The organism is Aeromonas sp. 1HA1, assembly GCF_029237385.1.
Lineage (GTDB): Bacteria > Pseudomonadota > Gammaproteobacteria > Enterobacterales > Aeromonadaceae > Aeromonas > Aeromonas popoffii.
In genome coordinates this window covers 1-17,268 of record NZ_JAACGC010000079.1, presented here as the reverse complement: position 1 = coordinate 17,268, position 17,268 = coordinate 1, and the positions used below count along the sequence as shown (strand labels likewise).

General features: G+C 62.8%; 14 protein-coding genes, 2 pseudogenes and 1 riboswitch. Of the genes and pseudogenes, 9 read left to right on the top strand and 7 right to left on the bottom strand.

Annotation, left to right across the window (positions count from 1 at the left end):
• A pseudogene (locus tag GWQ22_RS18430) lies at window positions 1-639 on the bottom strand (hypothetical protein); the annotation flags it as partial.
• 254 nt (window positions 640-893) lie between these two features.
• Between GWQ22_RS18430 and GWQ22_RS18425 the strand changes: the two are divergent.
• Entirely contained in the window at window positions 894-1,982 is a 1,089-nt protein-coding gene (locus GWQ22_RS18425) for a hypothetical protein (RefSeq protein ID WP_275931212.1), read from the top strand.
• 95 nt (window positions 1,983-2,077) lie between these two features.
• Here GWQ22_RS18425 and lysC read toward each other — a convergent pair whose 3' ends face one another.
• Entirely contained in the window at window positions 2,078-3,430 is a 1,353-nt protein-coding gene (gene lysC, locus GWQ22_RS18420) for a lysine-sensitive aspartokinase 3 (RefSeq protein WP_275931211.1), read from the bottom strand.
• 89 nt (window positions 3,431-3,519) lie between these two features.
• Window positions 3,520-3,744: riboswitch (Lysine riboswitch) on the bottom strand.
• Window positions 3,745-3,852: 108 nt separating this feature from the next.
• Complete coding sequence (argA, locus tag GWQ22_RS18415; protein WP_042036795.1) at window positions 3,853-5,181, bottom strand: amino-acid N-acetyltransferase; 1,329 nt, start codon at window positions 5,179-5,181, stop codon at window positions 3,853-3,855.
• A 270-nt stretch (window positions 5,182-5,451) separates the two neighbouring features.
• On the opposite strand from argA, the gene msrA reads away from it, so the two are divergent.
• Complete coding sequence (gene msrA, locus GWQ22_RS18410) at window positions 5,452-6,084, top strand: peptide-methionine (S)-S-oxide reductase MsrA (protein ID WP_042036796.1); 633 nt, start codon at window positions 5,452-5,454, stop codon at window positions 6,082-6,084.
• Window positions 6,085-6,442: 358 nt separating this feature from the next.
• Here msrA and GWQ22_RS18405 read toward each other — a convergent pair whose 3' ends face one another.
• Genes GWQ22_RS18405 through GWQ22_RS18395 form a run of 3 tightly spaced genes read right to left on the bottom strand, consistent with a single transcriptional unit; the run spans window position 6,443 to window position 7,681 of the window.
• Window positions 6,443-6,778, bottom strand: coding sequence for a DUF3802 family protein (locus GWQ22_RS18405; RefSeq protein WP_042036798.1), 336 nt, complete (start codon window positions 6,776-6,778; stop codon window positions 6,443-6,445).
• 55 nt (window positions 6,779-6,833) lie between these two features.
• Window positions 6,834-7,322 carry a GNAT family N-acetyltransferase gene (locus GWQ22_RS18400; RefSeq protein ID WP_275931210.1) on the bottom strand — a complete coding sequence of 163 codons (489 nt, stop codon included), beginning with the start codon at window positions 7,320-7,322 and terminating at the stop codon, window positions 6,834-6,836.
• Between the two features lie 5 nt (window positions 7,323-7,327).
• Window positions 7,328-7,681, bottom strand: a complete 354-nt coding sequence (locus GWQ22_RS18395; protein WP_212513842.1) for an MmcQ/YjbR family DNA-binding protein — start codon at window positions 7,679-7,681, stop codon at window positions 7,328-7,330.
• Between the two features lie 106 nt (window positions 7,682-7,787).
• Between GWQ22_RS18395 and GWQ22_RS18390 the strand changes: the two genes are divergently transcribed.
• A complete protein-coding gene (locus GWQ22_RS18390; protein ID WP_108536269.1) occupies window positions 7,788-8,585 on the top strand; it encodes an alpha/beta hydrolase in 798 nt (265 codons plus the stop codon).
• On the opposite strand, the gene GWQ22_RS18385 is transcribed toward GWQ22_RS18390, so the two are convergent.
• Window positions 8,573-9,478, bottom strand: a complete 906-nt coding sequence (locus GWQ22_RS18385) for a LysR family transcriptional regulator (protein ID WP_275931209.1) — start codon at window positions 9,476-9,478, stop codon at window positions 8,573-8,575. The genes GWQ22_RS18390 and GWQ22_RS18385 overlap by 13 nt on opposite strands.
• 132 nt (window positions 9,479-9,610) lie before the next feature.
• Between GWQ22_RS18385 and GWQ22_RS18380 the strand changes: the two genes are divergently transcribed.
• From GWQ22_RS18380 to GWQ22_RS18355, 6 genes and pseudogenes are all read left to right on the top strand, one after another.
• Window positions 9,611-11,308: an L-lactate permease gene (locus GWQ22_RS18380; RefSeq protein ID WP_275931214.1), complete on the top strand. Its 1,698-nt coding sequence runs from the start codon at window positions 9,611-9,613 to the stop codon at window positions 11,306-11,308.
• 12 nt (window positions 11,309-11,320) lie between these two features.
• The gene (locus tag GWQ22_RS18375) at window positions 11,321-12,097 is read left to right on the top strand and encodes a (Fe-S)-binding protein (protein ID WP_275931213.1); all 777 of its coding nucleotides are present in this window, start codon (window positions 11,321-11,323) and stop codon (window positions 12,095-12,097) included.
• Entirely contained in the window at window positions 12,090-13,526 is a 1,437-nt protein-coding gene (locus GWQ22_RS18370) for a LutB/LldF family L-lactate oxidation iron-sulfur protein (protein ID WP_275931208.1), read from the top strand. The genes GWQ22_RS18375 and GWQ22_RS18370 overlap by 8 nt, the downstream gene beginning before the upstream one ends.
• Before the next feature lies 1 nt (window position 13,527).
• Window positions 13,528-14,172: an LUD domain-containing protein gene (locus GWQ22_RS18365; protein WP_275931207.1), complete on the top strand. Its 645-nt coding sequence runs from the start codon at window positions 13,528-13,530 to the stop codon at window positions 14,170-14,172.
• A complete protein-coding gene (locus GWQ22_RS18360) occupies window positions 14,172-16,991 on the top strand; it encodes an FAD-binding and (Fe-S)-binding domain-containing protein (protein WP_275931206.1) in 2,820 nt (939 codons plus the stop codon). The genes GWQ22_RS18365 and GWQ22_RS18360 overlap by 1 nt, the downstream gene beginning before the upstream one ends.
• A pseudogene (locus GWQ22_RS18355) lies at window positions 16,991-17,196 on the top strand (hypothetical protein); the annotation flags it as partial. The gene GWQ22_RS18360 and the pseudogene GWQ22_RS18355, both read left to right, overlap by 1 nt.
• Between the last annotated feature and the right edge of the window lie 72 nt (window positions 17,197-17,268).

Sequence of the window (17,268 nt, the reverse complement as noted above, 5' to 3'; positions counted from 1 at the left end):
GCCGCACGATGAAGAGCAAAAGTTAGCATGATCGTTACCATGTTCGGGAGTCACATAGGAGATCAGATCCTGGAAATCGGGAAAAGTGCCAATCAGTTCACAATATTTGTGTATAAGAGTCAGGCCCTGCTCCGGCAGGGTCTGCAGGATCTGGCTGAAGTCGGCACTCTCGGGGCGATCCGCCAGCAGCAGGCCGATCCGCAGCTGATAGCGGCTGGAAAGGGCATCGTATGGTGCCCTTAGTGTGCTATTGAGATCCAGGGTACAGCGGGTTTCGCTGCACACCTGCCGCTTGTATACCGCTTGATTCAGTTGATCGATCCGCTCCCCCCGTTCGTTGAGCAACTCCACCCGAACCCTGTCCCCTTCCTGCAGCGGCCCCCGCAACTGCCACTGGCTGCGTACCACCAGGTAGAGGCCTCGGCTGTCGCTCTTGTAGAGCAGGGCGTGACGGGTGAGGGTGGCGATCGGCTGATCGGCAGGCCCCAGTACCAGCGGCTGGGCCCGACCTAGCCAGCTGCCGGGATTAATCAGCGGCAGTATCAGGGTCAGCAGCAGCAGCGCGGCCAGCACGCCAAGCAGCAGAGAGGGCAGGCTGGGTACCCTGGCTGACAAGCGTGCTGAAGGGGGGACTTTCATATGAGCTCATCCTTTGAGCGAGTGATGGCGGCAACTGGCTGCTGCATTTAATTTGACCCGATGGTGGGGGGCTTGTTCCTTGTTGTCAATTTAATGACAAGACAATGAATATGTCGTGACCATGAAGCCATGCAAACTGTGATCCGGATCGGACGGTCACACTCATTCTGTGATGAAAGCGTCATCATGACGCTTTGCCTCTGGTCTGTGCCTGCCTTACTGCTTAGTCTCTCAATAATGATGGAGGTGCATGTATGAATCCCAAGGTAGCGGCACGTCAGGCAAGATTGCTCCGCATGTTGGAGAGCAAGGAGGAGATCCGGATTGGGCGCGAGCGGGATTGCCCCTTGCCACTGGCGCAGCTGGTGAGACTCAAGGCGGATCATCCCACCGTGCTCAAGGTGTATCGTCACGGCCTCACCGCCGAGGTGTTTCACCTCAAGGTGGACGGACATCACTGGTGCCTGAAACGGCGCCGGCACGACTCCCTGGTGGCCAACGTCGATGGCAAGACCGCCTTCCTGACCGAGCTGGAGCGGCGGCGCGAGATAGAGGCCCTGCGCGAGCTGCACCCCACCATTCTCTCCAATGTGGTCTGTACCTGCTTCGGTTCGGCCCGGGCCGGGTTGCTTATCTCCCCCTGGCTGCGGGGCGTGCCTGTGCATGATCTCAACGAGCGCAATCTGGCTCAGATGCTGGCGGTGCAGGCCGAGCTTGCCCACTGGGGCTGGTTTGACTGGGATCCGAGCCCGGGCAACCTGCTCGACGATGGCCAGCAGATCACCGTGTTCGACTTTGGCTACATGTGGCCGTTCGATCCCCATCATGAATTCAACTCAAACGGTCTCGCCGATCCCCAGTTTCATGTGCCCGAGCGGCTGGAGACCCGCACTCTCTCGGGCCTCTGGCTCGACGAGCCGGACCCTCTGCCGCAGTTCCGCTACTGGCGCGGCCTCTGCCTGAGCTGGGTGCAGCGTGAGCTGCAATATCTGACGCGGGAGGGCGCCAGCGCCCCCGTGCTGGCCCGCTTGCAGGGCTTGCAGGGGGAGTGGAGCTCGGCACTGGCCAGCGACGCGGCGCTCGCCGCCAACTGGTGGCGCGACATGTATCGCAGCCACAGGCTCGACATCCTGGATGATCTCAGCGGCAAGAGCTGTGGCCCGCTCACCCTGCGTCGGCTCGACTGGCTGGAGCGGGCGGTGACCGAGCACTTCGCCGAGCTGGTGGACAACTTGGGGCCTGACGAAGCCGGGCTCGACCAGGCGGCGCTGCTGGCCCGGCTTGCTGGCCTGCGCGAGGAGATCTGCGCCTGTCTGCTGCCGGTGCCCACCCTGGTGGTCTAAGCGGGCGCGGGTATCTAGGTCAATGACACTCGTAGCAACGTAATGAGGGGCACCCTGGGTGCCCCTCATTTATGCAGTGTCAAATCCCGGCTGGCTCAGTCGAGCAGCTCCTGGTGGAGGCGGTTGACGATGTGGCCAGCCTCCTCTTCCTTGACCAGGAAGCAGAGGTTATGGGTGCTGGCGCCGTAACAGATCATACGGATATTGTGCTCGCGGATGGCGTCAAAGACCTGGCTGCCCACCCCGGCCGCCTCGCTCATGCGGTTACCGATGAGTGCCACCAGGGCCAGCCCGGTTTCGACCTTTACCTTGCACAGCTGACCCAGTTCGGCCAGCACCTTGTCACTGAGCATGGGTTCGCCGTTGCTCTGGCTGCCGGTGTGATCCAGGGTGAGCGACACGTTCACCTCCGACGTGGTGATGAGATCCACCGAGATGCGGTGACGGGCCAGGATGCCAAACACCTCGGCCAGGAAGCCATAGGCGTGGAACATGTTGAGGCTGTGCAGGGTGACCAGCACCTGCTGGCGGCGCAGGGCCACGGCGCGAAACAGCGGACTGGTGCGGGTGCTGGCTCGGATCCAGGTGCCGCCGGCCGCCGGATCCTTGGCCGAGCCGACAAACACGGGTATGTCCTGGCGTACCGCAGGCTGCAGGGTGGCCGGGTGCAGTACCTTGGCGCCGAAGGTGGCCATCTCGGCCGCCTCGACGAAGCTTATTTCGGGGATGGGGCGGGCGCGGGTGACGAGGCGCGGATCCGTGGTGTAGATACCGGGCACGTCGGTCCAGATCTCTATGCTGCTCGCATCCAGCGCTTCGGCAAGCAGTGCTGCGCTGTAATCGGAACCGCCCCGACCCAAGGTGGTGGTGCGACCGTCGGCATCCGAGCCGATGAAGCCCTGGGTGATGATGAGGCTGTCGCCGAGCAGGGGTGCCAACGCCTGCTGGCAGAGGATGCGGGTGGCGGCGAGATCCACGGTCGCCTTGCCAAAGCGGCTGTCCGTGCGCATCAACTGACGCACATCCTGCCAGTGAGCCTTGACGCCGCGCTGGCGCAGCAGCTCGTGAAAGAGGCGGGTGGACATCTGCTCGCCGCAGGCGATGAGGCGATCGGCCAGCTCGGCATCCGTATGCTGACTGGCCTGGCGCGCCATGGTGCGGATCTCGCTGAGGGTGGCATGGATCAGGGTACTCACATCGCTTGGGTCGCCCAGCGCCGTCAGTATGGCCTGCTGGATCTCGGCCAGTTTAGCCAGCTGAGCCTCCTGGCCAGCCTCGTCCAGATCGCCCTGGGCCAGGGCCACCAGCAGGTTGGTGACACCGGCGCTGGCGCTCAGGACCACCACCCGGGTGGCCGGATTGGCCAGCACCACGTCGGCGCAATGGTTCATGGCTGCGGCATTGGCGACACTGGTTCCGCCAAACTTGGCGACATTGATCGGGCTCATTGCTTACTCCTGTCTTAATTGAAAAATCTGGATCCATCGGGCAAAAAGAGAGGAGGAGGCTGAAAATGGCAGGAATCAGAGAAGCTATCCCGGCCAGAAGCACTCCACCTGCAGAGCCCATCCCGTACCAGCCCCTTGTGGGGCTCGGTGGGGGATGACCACTACCGATGACAGCCCGGGGGATTCAGCCCCCGCAGCCGACGTTGAGGTATCCAGTTGCCTCACTCGTCTCGGCGCTGCTCCCCCTGACCCAAGTTCATCGGACGCTGGTGTCCTCCCTCGGGCTGCCTGGGCAGCGCTCCTCTTCTGGCTCCACCGCAGGCGGTGGAGTACAATTAGAAATACCCTGCGCTGGATTGCACTGTCAATCGAGATTGTGAAAAAGTTAACAATCGGCGACAACCCGACACAAGATCAATAACTTACGAAATGGTCTTTGACAAAACTTTAGAGCGGCGCTGCCAGTTGTAGAAGTGCTGCCGTTCCACCGGCAGGTCTTCCACCTCCAGTGGATCGAAGCCCCGTTCCCGGAACCAGTGAATGGAGCGGGTGGTGAGCACGAACAAACGGCGAATGCCGAGCCGCTTGGCCCGCTCGGCCACCTTGGCCACCAGCTGATCCCCCCGGTTTGAGTTGCGATACTCGGGGTGAATGGCGACGCAGGCCATCTCCGCCATCGCCTCTTCCATGAAGCAGTAGAGCGCCGCGCAGCCGATGATGAGGCCGTCGCGCTCTATGATGGTGAACTTGTCGATCTCCATCTCCAGCTGCTCGCGGGAGCGGCGCACCAGGATCCCTTCTTCCTCCAGCGGGCGGATGAGATCGAGAATGCCGCCGATATCTTCTATGGTGGCGGCGCGGGCCCGCTCGGCACTTTCTCGCACAATCTGGGTACCAAGGCCGTCGCGGCTGAACAGCTCCTGCAGCATGGCGCCGTCATCCTGATAGCTCACCAGATGGGAGCGGGGCACGCCGCCACGGCAGGAGGCAATGGCCGCGCGCAGGTAGCGGGCGGTACCGGACATCTCTTCCCCTGCTTGCTCCAGCTCCACCAGCAGCTCTTCGGCCTGCTCGGGGAAGAGCTCGGAGATGGCCTCGCCATGTCTGTCCATTACCCCTTGAGTGCTGCTGAAACAGATGAGCTTGTCTGCTTTCAGATCCACCGCCACCCGGCGGGCGACCTCTTCCGAGCTCAGGTTGAAGCTCTCGCCGGTGACCGAGCAGCCGATGGGGGAGATGAGCACCAGGCTCTTCTTATCCAGCTGGCGGGTGATCCCCTCCACGTCGATGCGGCGTACCCGACCGCTGTGGCAAAAATCGATGCCATCATCTACCCCCAGCGGCTGGGCGGTGACGAAGTTGCCGCTCACCACGCTGATGCGCGCCCCCTGCATGGGGGTGTTGGCCAGCCCCATGGAGAGCTGGGCGGTGATGTCGTACTGCAGGCCGCCACACACCTGTTTGATGATGGTGAAGCTGGCATCATCCGTGACCCGGATCCGTCTGTGGTACTGGGCCTCGATACCGGCACGAGCCAGCGCCTCATCATTTTGCGGGCGTGAGCCAAACACCAGCACCAGGCGAATACCCAAGGTCTGCAGCAGGGCGATATCGCTGACGATATTGGCAAAATTGGGGTGGCAGATGGCTTCCCCGCCCATCATCAGCACGAAGGTGGCACCTCTGTGCACGTTGACATAGGGGGTAGACTGCCGAAAGGCATAGACCAGGCTGGGTTCACGTTCACGCACTTGAGGTTTCTTCCATAAAAAAACAGCAATGGGCTCAATATATGAAAATAAATTCACAAATCAAGACTAAATATTGATTTTTACGTTTTTTGCCACCATTTGGGCTGACAGGGGATGAGGGACTCCATCGGGCGATTGCCGGGCACTGAAGGATGCCGCTACCCCAGCGTGGCTGCGGCCTTGGTTGATCCCGGCTCATAACCTGTTATCTTCGAGACTCCTTTTCGTCAGCTGTGCAATCGCACAGGTTTTTATACAAGGACAGGGTTCATGGAACAGATTATTTCACCGGCAGACGCGCTGCCGGGACGCCGCGAGACGATGGTGATTGGCCAGCAACATGCGGTCAATGGCCACCTGACCCAGGGCCCCTGGCCTGAAGAGATGGCTGTAGCCTGGTTTGGCATGGGCTGTTTCTGGGGTGTGGAGCGCCTGTTTTGGCAACAGCCCGGGGTTTACTCCACCGCAGCCGGCTATCAGGGCGGTGTTACCCAGAATCCGACCTACAAAGAGGTGTGCAGCGGGCTGACCGGCCATGCCGAGACGGTGCAGGTGGTATTTGATCCCAAGGTGATCAGCTACGGCGATCTGCTCAAGCTGTTCTGGGAGCAGCATGATCCGGCCCAGGGTATGCGCCAGGGCGGTGACATCGGCACCCAGTACCGGTCGGTGATCTTCTATGCCGACGAGAGCCAGCAGGTCATCGCCCAGCAGAGCATGGCGGCCTATCAGCAGGCCATGATGGCCAGTGGTGACAGCCGCGCCATCAGCACCCGCATCTTGCCGCTGGCGCCCTTCTATTACGCAGAGGATTACCATCAGCAATATCTGGAGAAGAACCCGGAAGGGTATTGCGGACTGGGTGGCATAGGTGTCTGTTTGCCGCCGAGCCTGACTCGCTAAGAGGCTGTGCCGCGTTCGACAACGCCCTGTTTGCCATATGAAAAAGAGCCGCATTTGCGGCTTTTTTGGGCGGTCAAGGTAGCGCTGAACAAGCTGAGTGTCAGCGCAGTGAAAAAAATCGTAAAAAAATGGGTCATGGCCGGGAACTAAAGCGGAGCGACCTTGCCTAACTGGGTAGCTTCCAAGGATGGAAGCCAAGACCAGACACATTTCTTGCCTCGATATTCATTAAAAAAGCTTGATGAGTTGAAATGATAGCAAGCAGGGCTGCCCGTGAAGGCGGCCCTTTTCATTTGTGCTGTTGGCGGGGATATTCGGCGCTCGAGTGCGCGCCACGGCGACAAGCTGTCTCGACGGGCTAGCTGATGGCGCCGTCAAACAGGTTCTTGATGAGATCGATGAACTCTTCGAGAAAGGCTTGCTGAGGCGGGGTCGGGGCGCGCAGCCAGACGGCGGAGAGCACCTCTTCCAGATCGGCGACCACGGCATCGGCTTCTTGCATGATCATGAAGCGCAACTTGGGATCGAGCTGCGGGTTCTGTTCGCAGATGGCCATCAGGTTGCCAGCGACCCGGCTGCTCACCAGATCTTCGATGGTCTGTTCACCACTGCTCTGTTGCTGGGCTTCAAACAGTCCCAGACTCTCCACCAGATACTCAATCAGGGCGATATAGCCTTCGCTTTCTACAACCATGGCGGCTTCAATCCTCAACAATACGGAAAAACTGTGCGTATTTTAGTGGCTGGACCTAGCTTGGCAAGCGCCAGTGCAGACGATAGCGGATAAAACCGACCCCGCCGCGCTCCACGCTTTCCAATCCGGTCAGCTGAAAGCCATACCGTAAAAATAGCCCATAGCTGAAGGCACTGGCCTCCGTCGTCAGGGTCTTGATGCCGAGCCGACCGGCCTGGTTGAGGGCGGTGTCGAGCAAGCGGCCACCGAGCCCCTGCCGTTGATAGTCGGCGCTCACATAGAGCAGGCTCAGATGCCCATCATTGCTGAGGGTGACAAAGCCGAGTATGGCGCCCCCTTGCTCCAGCACCCAGCCGTGGTGATCACGCAACTGGCTGGCAAGGCCGGGATGATGGGCGCCGAGGGCCCATTGCTCCACCTGCGCCTCGCTGTAGTGTTCGGGGCCGCGTTGGCGCACCGACTGCTCGAACAGGGTGATAAGGGCGGGGATATGCAGCTCGCTCAGCGGGACCAGATTGGGCTGCTCTGGCATGGGGGGGCTCACAGACATCATACCGGGGCTTGCGGCCGTTTGGCCCTGGGCAGGCCGGCGACCACCCGCTCATAGGAGTGGTGCACCCAGCCTTGCCACAGATCGCAGGCCAGGGTGTCGCTCAGGGTCACCGTGTTCCAGTGCTGTTTGTTCATGTGCCAGCCGGGTGTGACCTCGGGGTGGATCTCCCGCAGCAGCAGGGCGAGTTCGGGCTCGCATTTGAGGTTGATGGTGAGCGGCGCTGCTTGCCAATCCACCAGTGCGAACATCTTGCCGGCGATGCGGTAGACCAGGATCTCCGGGCCAAACGGCGTGTCTTCGGTGGCGCCCGGCAGGGTCAGCAGAAAGGCTCTCAAACTCGTCAACTCCATGCTCGCGTTCCTCGCCAGTTGCCATGCAAACGTATTAGTCGGGTGAGAATATCTGTTAAGATGCGCGCCTACTATACCCCAATGCCGTCGATGAGGGAGTCGCAAGATGCTGTATCACAAGACGTTCGAGCTTGGCCCCGACAGGGATTGGGTGGTATTCGTGCACGGTGCCGGTGGCAGCTCCTCCATCTGGTTCAAGCAACTGCGCGCCTATCGCGAGCACTTCAACGTGTTGCTGCTGGACCTGCGTGGCCACGGGCAGTCTCATCGGTTGCAGCAGGTGGTCAAGGGTCACTACAGCTTTCGAGCCGTGACTGAGGACATAGTACGCCTGCTCGATCATCTCAATATCCGTTGCGCCCACTTTGTCGGCATTTCGCTGGGCACCATCCTTATTCGCCATCTGGCGGAGCTCTGCCCGGAGCGGGTCAAGAGCATGGTGCTGGGCGGCGCCATACTGCGACTTGATATTCGCTCCCGGGTATTGGTGCAGCTTGGCCGGGTCGGCCAGCACATCCTGCCCTACATGTGGCTCTACCGGCTGTTCGCCTTTATCATCATGCCGCGCCAGCACCATCAGGAGTCGCGCAACCTGTTCGTGCGCGAGGCGCGTAAATTGTGCCAGAAGGAGTTCAAACGCTGGTTCCGCCTCGCCACCGAGGTCAATCCGCTGATGCGCTACTTCAAGGAGCGCACCCTGCCGATCCCGACCCTCTATGTGATGGGGGAGGAGGATCACATGTTCCTGGCACCGGTGCGCGAGCAGGTGGCCCGCGATGCCAGCGCCTCGCTGGCGGTGATCCAGCAGTGCGGCCATGTCTGCAATGTGGAGCAGCCGGAGCTGTTCAATCGCACCACGCTGGACTTTATCGCCCGCCAGACCTCATCCACTCACCCGAAGTAATGGGCGATGTCGAGGTAGCGCTGGCGGATGTGCTCGATCAATAGCCTTATCTTGCGCGGCGGCTGACGGGTAAAGGGGTAGACGGCGTAGATGCCGAGCTTCTTGCCCACCTGATCGGGAAAAAGGTCCTCCAGCTCGCCGTTCATCAGATCGTGATAGACCAGGCAGCGCGGCACATAGACGATGCCGCGCCCCCCCAGTGCCGCCTTGCGCAGGGCCCCGGCGTTGTCTGTGCAAAAGCTGCCCGACACCGACAAGAGATAGTTGCCGTTCTCCCCCCTGAAGGCCCACTCCGAGGCGCCCGTGCTCTGGTAGGCGTAGCGCAGGCAGTTGTGTGCCAGCAGATCGGAGGGCACGCGCGGTGCTCCGAAGCGGCGCACGTAGCCGGGGGAGGCGCAGATCACCCACTGGGAATCGAGGATGTGACGGGCGATAAGACTCGAGTCATCCAGATAGCCGGTGCGAATGACCAGGTCAAACCCCTCTTCCACCAGATTGACGAAGCGATTCTCCAGCGACATCTCCACCGTGAGCCCAGGGTGCTGCTGGCAAAAGTCGGCCACCGCGTCTGCCAGCAGCAGCTCCCCCGAAATGGTGGGCACCGACATGCGCACATGGCCGCTCACCTTTTCACCAAACCCCGCCACGGCGTCGAAAGCGTCCAGTGCGGCGGCCTTCACATTTTTGGCACCCTGATACAGCGCCTTGCCCGCCTCGCTCAGGGTGAGGCTGCGGGTGGTGCGATAGAGCAGCTGCACCCCGAGATCGTCCTCCAGGCGCCCAATTCGTTTGCTAACCACTGAGTTTGTAAGGGAATTTTGTTCAGCTACCTTGCTGAAGGAGCCGGCTTCCACCACCTGGGCGAAGAGAATGAGGTCGTCGCTACGGGCCATATTGATCAACTTTTGGAATTAATGTTGTTCATTATTTCCATATATCGCGAAAAGGGAAGAGAGTAAGGTCACGTCCGCTTAACAAAAAAACAACAAGGTGCACCTCTGCACCACTCGGACAAGGACGCAATGATGACAGACACCCTGCTGGCCCTGATGGCCTTCTCGCCGATCCTGGTGGCCGCCGTGCTGCTGGTCGGCCTCAACTGGCCCGCCAAACGCGCCATGCCCATCGCCTTTCTGTTGACCGTCTTGATCGCCCTGTGGGGCTGGCAGATGAGCCCGACCCGGGTGATCGCCTCTACCCTGCAGGGGTTGTTGATCACGCTGACCGTGCTCTGGATCGTGTTCGGCGCCATCCTGATGCTCAACACCCTCAAACACACAGGCGCCATCACGGCGATCCGCAGCGGCTTTACCAACATTTCGCCGGATAGGCGTATCCAGGCCATCATCATCGCCTGGTGCTTCGGTGCCTTTATCGAAGGGGCCTCGGGCTTTGGTACGCCGGCCGCTATCGCCGCTCCCCTGCTGGTGGCCATCGGCTTTCCGGCGCTCGCCGCCGTGCTGCTCGGCATGATGATCCAGTCCACGCCGGTATCATTCGGTGCTGTGGGCACCCCCATTCTGGTAGGGATCAACAAGGGGCTCGACAGCCAGACTATCGGCCAGACCCTGAGTGCAGGCGGCAGCAGCTGGGAGGTTTACCTGCAGCAGATCACCACCAACGTGGCCCTCATTCACGCCACCGTCGGCACCCTGATGCCGGTGCTGATGGTGATGATGCTGACCCGCTTCTTCGGCCGTCACCGCAGCTGGACCGAGGGGCTCGCCATATTGCCGTTCGCCCTCTTCGCCGGGCTGGCCTTCACCGTGCCCTATGCCCTGACCGGTATGCTGCTTGGTCCCGAGTTCCCATCCCTCATCGGCGGTCTGGTGGGGTTGGCGCTGGTGGTAACGGCGGCGCGGGCTGGCTTTCTGGTGCCCAAAACCGGGTGGGATTTCGCCCCTGAAAATGAGTGGCCGACCGAGTGGCTGGGCTCCCTCAAGCTCGATCTGAAAGCGGCTGCCGCCCGCCCCATGTCGCTGCTGCTGGCCTGGATGCCCTATGTGGCGCTGGCACTCCTTCTGGTGGCAAGCCGGGTCAGCCCCGGGTTCAAGGCAAGCCTCTTGTCGGTGAGCCTCGCCTTCACAGACCTGCTGGGTGAGCCGGGAGTGAGCGCCTCCATTGAACCGCTTTACCTGCCGGGGGGCCTGCTGGTGCTCTGCGCCCTGCTGGCCACCCTGCTGCAATCGCGCTCCCTTGTCCCCTTTGGTCGGGCACTGGGGGAGTCCAGCCGTACCCTGATCGGGGCCGGCTTCGTGCTCATCTTCACCGTGCCCATGGTGCGCCTCTTCATCAACTCCGGTGTGAACGGGGCGGATCTCGCCAGCATGCCGGTGACCACGGCGAATTTTGCCGCAGGGTTGGTGGGGGAGTTCTTCCCGGCCCTGAGCGCCACCATAGGGGCGCTCGGGGCCTTTATCGCCGGCTCCAACACTGTGTCGAACATGATGTTCAGCCAGTTTCAGTTTGAAGTGGCCCAGACCCTCGGCGTATCGACCGCCGCCATGCTGGCGCTGCAGGCGGTGGGGGCGGCGGCTGGCAACATGATCGCCATTCACAACGTGGTGGCGGCGTCGGCCACCGTGGGGCTGCTCGGCCGTGAGGGGGCGACGCTGCGCAAGACAGCGCTGCCCACGCTCTACTACCTGCTGGCCACCGGCCTGATCGGGCTGGCGCTCATGTACAGCTTCCACATCTCGGACGCACTGCTGCAATTGAAGTAAGGAGAGCAAGTGATGAAGGTAATGCGGGTCTATCCGGCCAAGCCGGCCGATGTCTATCTCTATGCCACCTGTCTGGTGGATCTGTTCGACCCGGTGGCGGGGCTCGATGCCATCGCCCTGCTCGAGCGGGAGGGGATAAGGGTGCACTTTGTCGAGAAACAGACCTGCTGCGGACAGCCGGCCTACACCTCCGGCCATGAAGAGGAGGCGCGCAAGGTGGCGCAAAGCCAGATGGCGCTCTTCCCCGAGCCCTGGCCGGTGGTGGTGCTCTCTGGCTCCTGCGGCGGCATGATGCACCATCACTATGGCCGTCTCTTTCCCGGCAACCCCGAGGTCGCGGCCTTCTGCGAGCGGGTGTTCGAACTCACCGAGTTTCTGGCCCAGATCTGCCGGGTGCGCTGGCACGGGGTGGGGGAGGCGAGCATCGTCATGCACACCTCCTGCTCGGCCAGGCGCGAGATGCAGGTGCACAGTCGAGCCCGCGCCCTGCTGGGCCAGCTTGAGGGCATCACCCTGCATGAGCAGGCCTACGAGAGCGAATGCTGCGGCTTTGGCGGTGCCTTCTCGGTGCGCCACCCCCACATCAGCCAGGCCATGGTGGAGGACAAGACCCGCCACCTGCTGGCGACCGGTGCCGACACCCTGGTGAGCGCCGACTGGGGGTGCCTGCTCAATATCAAGGGCTCCCTGGCCTATCAGGGCAAGAGACTTCCCGCCATGCACCTGGCCAGTTTCCTGCTCGCCCACAGCGAGCCTGTGGCAGAAAAAAAGGAGGCCCACCATGAGTGAGCACGCCAAGTATTCGCCGCGCCGCTTCCATCCCCAGGCCGAGGCGGCCCTGGCCGACCCCGTGCTGCGGCAGAACTTTCGCGGCGCCATGGATTATCTGCGTGGCAAGCGTCGTGATGCCTTTGCCGACCCGGCCGAGGAGGCGGCGGTGCGCGATGCCGCCGAGCAAATTCGCCAGCGCTGCCTCTCGCGCCTGCCGGAGCTGTTGGAGCAGCTCGAAGCCAACTGCGAGCGCAACGGCATCCGGGTGCACTGGGCCCAGACGCCTGACGAAGCCAACGCCATCATCCTCGGCATCGCCCAGCAACACGGGGTGAGATCCATCGTCAAGGGCAAGTCCATGGTGAGCGAGGAGGTGGGGTTCAATCACGAGATGGCGCGCCACGGCATCCGCTGCCTCGAGAGCGACATGGGGGAGTTCATCGTCCAGCTCGACGGCGATACCCCGTCCCACATCATCATGCCCGCCATCCACAAGAACAAGCAGGAGGTGAGCGACACCTTCGCCCACAACCTCGAAGGCTTCACCCTCACCACGGACGTGGACGCACTGATCCAGACCGGGCGGCGGGCCCTTCGCGAGGAGTTTCGCCGCGCTGGCATGGGGCTGTCGGGGGTCAACTTCGCGGTGGCGGAGACCGGCAGCCTCTGTCTGGTGGAGAATGAGGGCAACGGGCGCATGTGCACCACTGTGCCAAACGTGCATGTGGCCATCACCGGTATCGAGAAGGTGGTGGAGTTCCTCTCCGACGTGCCGCCCCTCTACAGCGCCCTGACCCGCTCGGCCACCGGACAGGCGATCTCCACCTACTTCAATGTCATCAGCGGCCCGCGCCGGGAAGGGGAGCTGGACGGCCCGGACGAGGTGCACCTGGTGCTGCTCGACAACGGTCGCAGCCAGGCCTATCGGGACGAGGAGCTGCGCAAGACCTTGCAGTGCATCCGCTGCGGTGCCTGCATGAACCACTGCCCGGTCTACACCCGCATCGGCGGCCACGCCTATGGCACCATCTACCCGGGCCCCATCGGCAAGATCATCTCCCCCCATCTGCTGGGGCTCGAAAGCACCAGCGATCTGGTGACGGCGTCGAGCCTGTGCGGCGCCTGCGGCGAAGTGTGCCCGGTGCGCATTCCCATTCCCGACATGCTGCAGCGCCTGCGCCGGGAGGCCAAGCACGAGGCGGCGCCGGGTCGCGAGCCGCTGGCAGGGCAGGGGGCTGCTGGCAGTCGTCTGGAATCCCTCGCCATGCAGGGTTTTGCTTTTGCCGCCACCCACCCACGGATCTATCACGCCGCGACCGGTGTCGCCGGTCGGCTGCGGGCTCTTGTGCCAACACACCTGGGTCCCTGGACCCAGTGCCGCGAGGCCCCCAAGCCCGTCCCCCGAAGCCTGCACGCCCTGCTGCGCCAGAAAAAAAAGGAGTCTTGATATGTCGAGCAAAGAGGCCATATTGCACCGCATGCGCGGCGCGGCCACCCCCATTGCGCCTGCACCGCATGCCTGGCAGCCCTGGCGCGGTGAGGATGATCAGACGCGGCGCGCACGCTTCCTCAGCGGGATCACCGCCGCCCACGCCGAGATCCTGACCGTACAGGCGGCGAACCTTGCCCGCGAACTGACCGCCTGGCTGGATGGGGAAGGGATCTCGCGGCTCGCCTGCGGCCAGGGGGGCCGCTGGCAAGATGAGGTAGCGGTGGCTTGCGCCGGGCGCTCGGTATTGACGCCCGCTGGCGAGTTCGCCAGCTGGAAGGACGCGCTGTTCGACACCCGTCAGGCCGGCATCACCCACTGTGCGGGCGCCATCGCCGATACCGGCACCCTGGTGTTGATACCTGATGGCGGCGAGCCGCGCACCCTCTCCCTGGTGCCCCCCTGCCATATCGCGCTGCTGGCGGCGTCCACCATTGCCGACAACCTGGCAGGGCTGGTGGCGGCGGGGGGCTGGCAACAGGCCATGCCCACCAATTTGCTGCTGGTTTCCGGCCCCTCCAAGACCGCCGACATCCAGCAGACCCTGGCCTACGGCGCCCACGGCCCGAGCCGTCTGTTGGTGGTGCTGGTGGAGGATTGTTGATGCGCTGGAACGAGTTTGACGCCGCCCTGCTTGCGCGTATTCCACCGGCGCGGCTGGTGAGCGACCCTGATCTGCGCCTCGCCCACGGTACGGACGCGAGCTTTTACCGGCTGGTGCCCGAGCGCATCGTGCGCCTTGACTCTTTGGATGAGGTGCGCTTCGTGCTGGCGCTGTGCCGCGAATTGAACCTGCCGTGCACCTTTCGCGCCGCTGGCACCAGCCTATCGGGCCAGGCCCTGAGCGATTCGGTGCTCATTACCCTGACCGACAGCTGGCGCGGCCACCGTATTCTGGACGGGGGGGCGCGCATCGCCCTGCAACCCGGGGTGATCGGCGCCGATGCCAACCGCTATCTGGCCCCCCTGGGGCGCAAGATAGGGCCGGATCCGGCGTCGATTAACGCCTGCAAGCTGGGGGGCATCGCCGCCAACAACGCCAGCGGCATGTGCTGCGGCACCGCCCACAACAGCTACCACACATTGCACGCCATGACCCTGCTGCTGGCCGATGGCACTGTATTGGATAGCGGCAACCCGCACAGCCGCGCCGCCTTTGCGCAGTCTCGTCCCGATCTGCTGGCGGGGCTCTCTTCGCTGCGCACCGATGTGCTGGCAAACACGGAACTCACCGCCAAAATTCGCCATAAATACCGGCTCAAGAACACCACGGGCTACGCCATCAATGCCCTCATTGACCATGCAGACCCGGTCGATATCCTCACCCACCTGATGATTGGCTCGGAGGGGACCCTCGGCTTTATCGCCGAAGTGGTGCTCGACACAGTGCCGGAACACCCCCACAAGGCCTCGGCCCTGCTGGTGTTCAGGGATGCCGAGCAGGCGTGTCTGGCCACCTCGCACCTCAAAAGCGCGCCTGTGGCGGCGGTGGAGCTGATGGATGGGCGTTCCCTGCGCTCGGTGGCGGGCAAGCCCGGTCTGCCGGACTTTATTGAACGGCTGGACCTGGCCGCCTGCGCCCTGTTGATCGAGGTGCATGGGGAGAGCAAGGAGGCGCTGGTCGATCGCTGCGAGCAGGTGATGGGCATGGCTGCCGAGTTCGTTCAGGTGGCCTCTGTGCCTTTTACCAGCGAGAGCACCGGGCTTTGGGCCATTCGCAAGGGGCTCTTCCCGGCAGTGGGGGCGGTGCGCACCACAGGCACCACCGTCATCATCGAGGATGTCGCCTTTCCCGTCGAGCGTCTGGCCGAGGGGGTGGCGGGGCTGCAAGCCCTGTTCGATGAGTTTGAGTATCATGAGGCCATCATCTTCGGCCACGCGCTGGAGGGGAACCTGCACTTCGTCTTTACCCAGGGGTTCGATGATCCGGCGCAAGTGGCGCGCTACGGCGCCTTTATGGATGCGGTGGCCGAACTGGTCGCGGTGCGTTTTGGCGGGTCGCTCAAAGCCGAGCACGGCACCGGCCGCAACATGGCCCCCTATGTGGAGCTGGAGTGGGGGCCGGAGGGGATGGCGCTGATGCGCCGCATCAAGGCACTGCTCGACCCCGATGGCCTGCTCAATCCCGGTGTCATCATCAACGACGACCCCAAAGCCCACCTTGCCCACCTCAAACCCATGCCGGCGAGCGATGCCATCGTGGATCCGTGCATCGAGTGCGGCTTTTGCGAGGCGGTCTGCCCCTCGCGCACCCTGTCGCTCTCGCCGCGCCAACGCATCGTGCTCTATCGGGAGTTGTCGCGCCGCGAACGCAGCGGTGAGCCTTCCCGCGAGCTGGTCCGGCTGTTTGACTATCAGGGCATTGACACCTGCGCCGCCACCGGGCTCTGTGCAGACCGCTGCCCGGTCGGCATCAACACCGGCAGCCTTATCAAGAAGCTGCGCCGCGCAAAGTATCAGCGCTTTGTGCCCATCGCCCGCTGGAGCGCCGATCACTTTGCTGGCGTCACCCGCACCGCCCGCAGCGCGCTGGTGCTCAAAGGCATTGCCGGCAAGCGGTTGGGAGAGAAAGCGCTGGCGGGGTTGGTGAACGGGGTGCGCCGCGTCAGCGGCCAGTGTCCCCCCGCCAGGCTGCCGACCCTGCCGGGGCCGAGCCGCTACCGGTGGCCGCAAGGGGAGCCGGGGGGCACAAGCACGGGCATAGGCGATGGTCACGGCGCAACAAGCGAGCGCGCCGTGGTCTATTTGCCCTCCTGCGCCAGCCGGGTATTCGGCCAGCAAGCGGGTGCCCCGTCACTGCCACAGGTGGTGCAATCCTTGCTCAAAAAGGCGGGCTGTCGGGTCATAGTGCCGGCGAGAGTTGAGGGGCTCTGCTGCGGCATGCCCTATGACAGCAAGGGGATGGTCGAGGTGGCGGCGACCAAGCGCACCGAGCTGGTCGAGGCCCTGTGGCAGGCAAGCGAGCAGGGGCGCTGGCCCGTGCTGCTCGACACCAGCCCCTGCGTGCAGCGACTGCTTTCGGGGGTGCTTGGCAAGGGATTGCGGGTGTTTGAGCCCTCCGCCTTTGTGCTGGAACACCTGCTGCCTTATCTCGACCTTGCACCGATCGATGAGACAGTGATGCTTCATATCACCTGCAGCAGCCGGCGTATGGGGCTGGGGGAGAAGATGCTGGCGGTAGCCCGTGCCTGCGCCCGGGAAGTGATAGTGCCAGAGCATATCCAGTGCTGCGGCTTTGCCGGCGACAAGGGGTTGATGACCCCTGAGCTCAACGCCGCGGCGCTCGCCAGCCTGCCCGCCCAGGTGCCCACCGATTGCCGCCAGGGCTTTAGCAATAGCCGCACCTGCGAGATGGGGCTAAGCCTGCACGCCGGCATTCCCTATCACAGCATCCTCTATCTGGTGGATCAGGCAGCGAAATAGGAAAACAAAAACGGCAGGATAAAAAAATCCTGCCGTTGGTGGAGGCGCCAAACGCCAGGGGCGTTACCCCAAGGAGTTGCTGCGCGTCATAGTCAGAACCTGCATAGAGAAAACGGATTATCCCATCCCTGCCGAATTGTGTGCGTCAAGCGTAAGCGCCCCTGAATCAGCACCTGTTTTTACTGAGATCACCTCGGCACACTGAAACCCATCGTATCTACGTTGGGATTTCCGCTATGACCACTCAAGAACGCGTTGATTTTTGGCAGCGCCAGAT

Coding starts and splice junctions, on each gene's coding strand:
- GWQ22_RS18425 (WP_275931212.1), top strand. CDS start 894: ATGAATCCCAAGGTAGCGGCACGTCAGGCAAGATTGCTCCGCATGTTG.
- lysC (WP_275931211.1), bottom strand. CDS start 3,430: ATGAGCCCGATCAATGTCGCCAAGTTTGGCGGAACCAGTGTCGCCAAT.
- msrA (WP_042036796.1), top strand. CDS start 5,452: ATGGAACAGATTATTTCACCGGCAGACGCGCTGCCGGGACGCCGCGAG.
- GWQ22_RS18405 (WP_042036798.1), bottom strand. CDS start 6,778: ATGGTTGTAGAAAGCGAAGGCTATATCGCCCTGATTGAGTATCTGGTG.
- GWQ22_RS18395 (WP_212513842.1), bottom strand. CDS start 7,681: ATGGAGTTGACGAGTTTGAGAGCCTTTCTGCTGACCCTGCCGGGCGCC.
- GWQ22_RS18390 (WP_108536269.1), top strand. CDS start 7,788: ATGCTGTATCACAAGACGTTCGAGCTTGGCCCCGACAGGGATTGGGTG.
- GWQ22_RS18385 (WP_275931209.1), bottom strand. CDS start 9,478: ATGGCCCGTAGCGACGACCTCATTCTCTTCGCCCAGGTGGTGGAAGCC.
- GWQ22_RS18380 (WP_275931214.1), top strand. CDS start 9,611: ATGACAGACACCCTGCTGGCCCTGATGGCCTTCTCGCCGATCCTGGTG.
- GWQ22_RS18375 (WP_275931213.1), top strand. CDS start 11,321: ATGAAGGTAATGCGGGTCTATCCGGCCAAGCCGGCCGATGTCTATCTC.
- GWQ22_RS18370 (WP_275931208.1), top strand. CDS start 12,090: ATGAGTGAGCACGCCAAGTATTCGCCGCGCCGCTTCCATCCCCAGGCC.
- GWQ22_RS18365 (WP_275931207.1), top strand. CDS start 13,528: ATGTCGAGCAAAGAGGCCATATTGCACCGCATGCGCGGCGCGGCCACC.
- GWQ22_RS18360 (WP_275931206.1), top strand. CDS start 14,172: ATGCGCTGGAACGAGTTTGACGCCGCCCTGCTTGCGCGTATTCCACCG.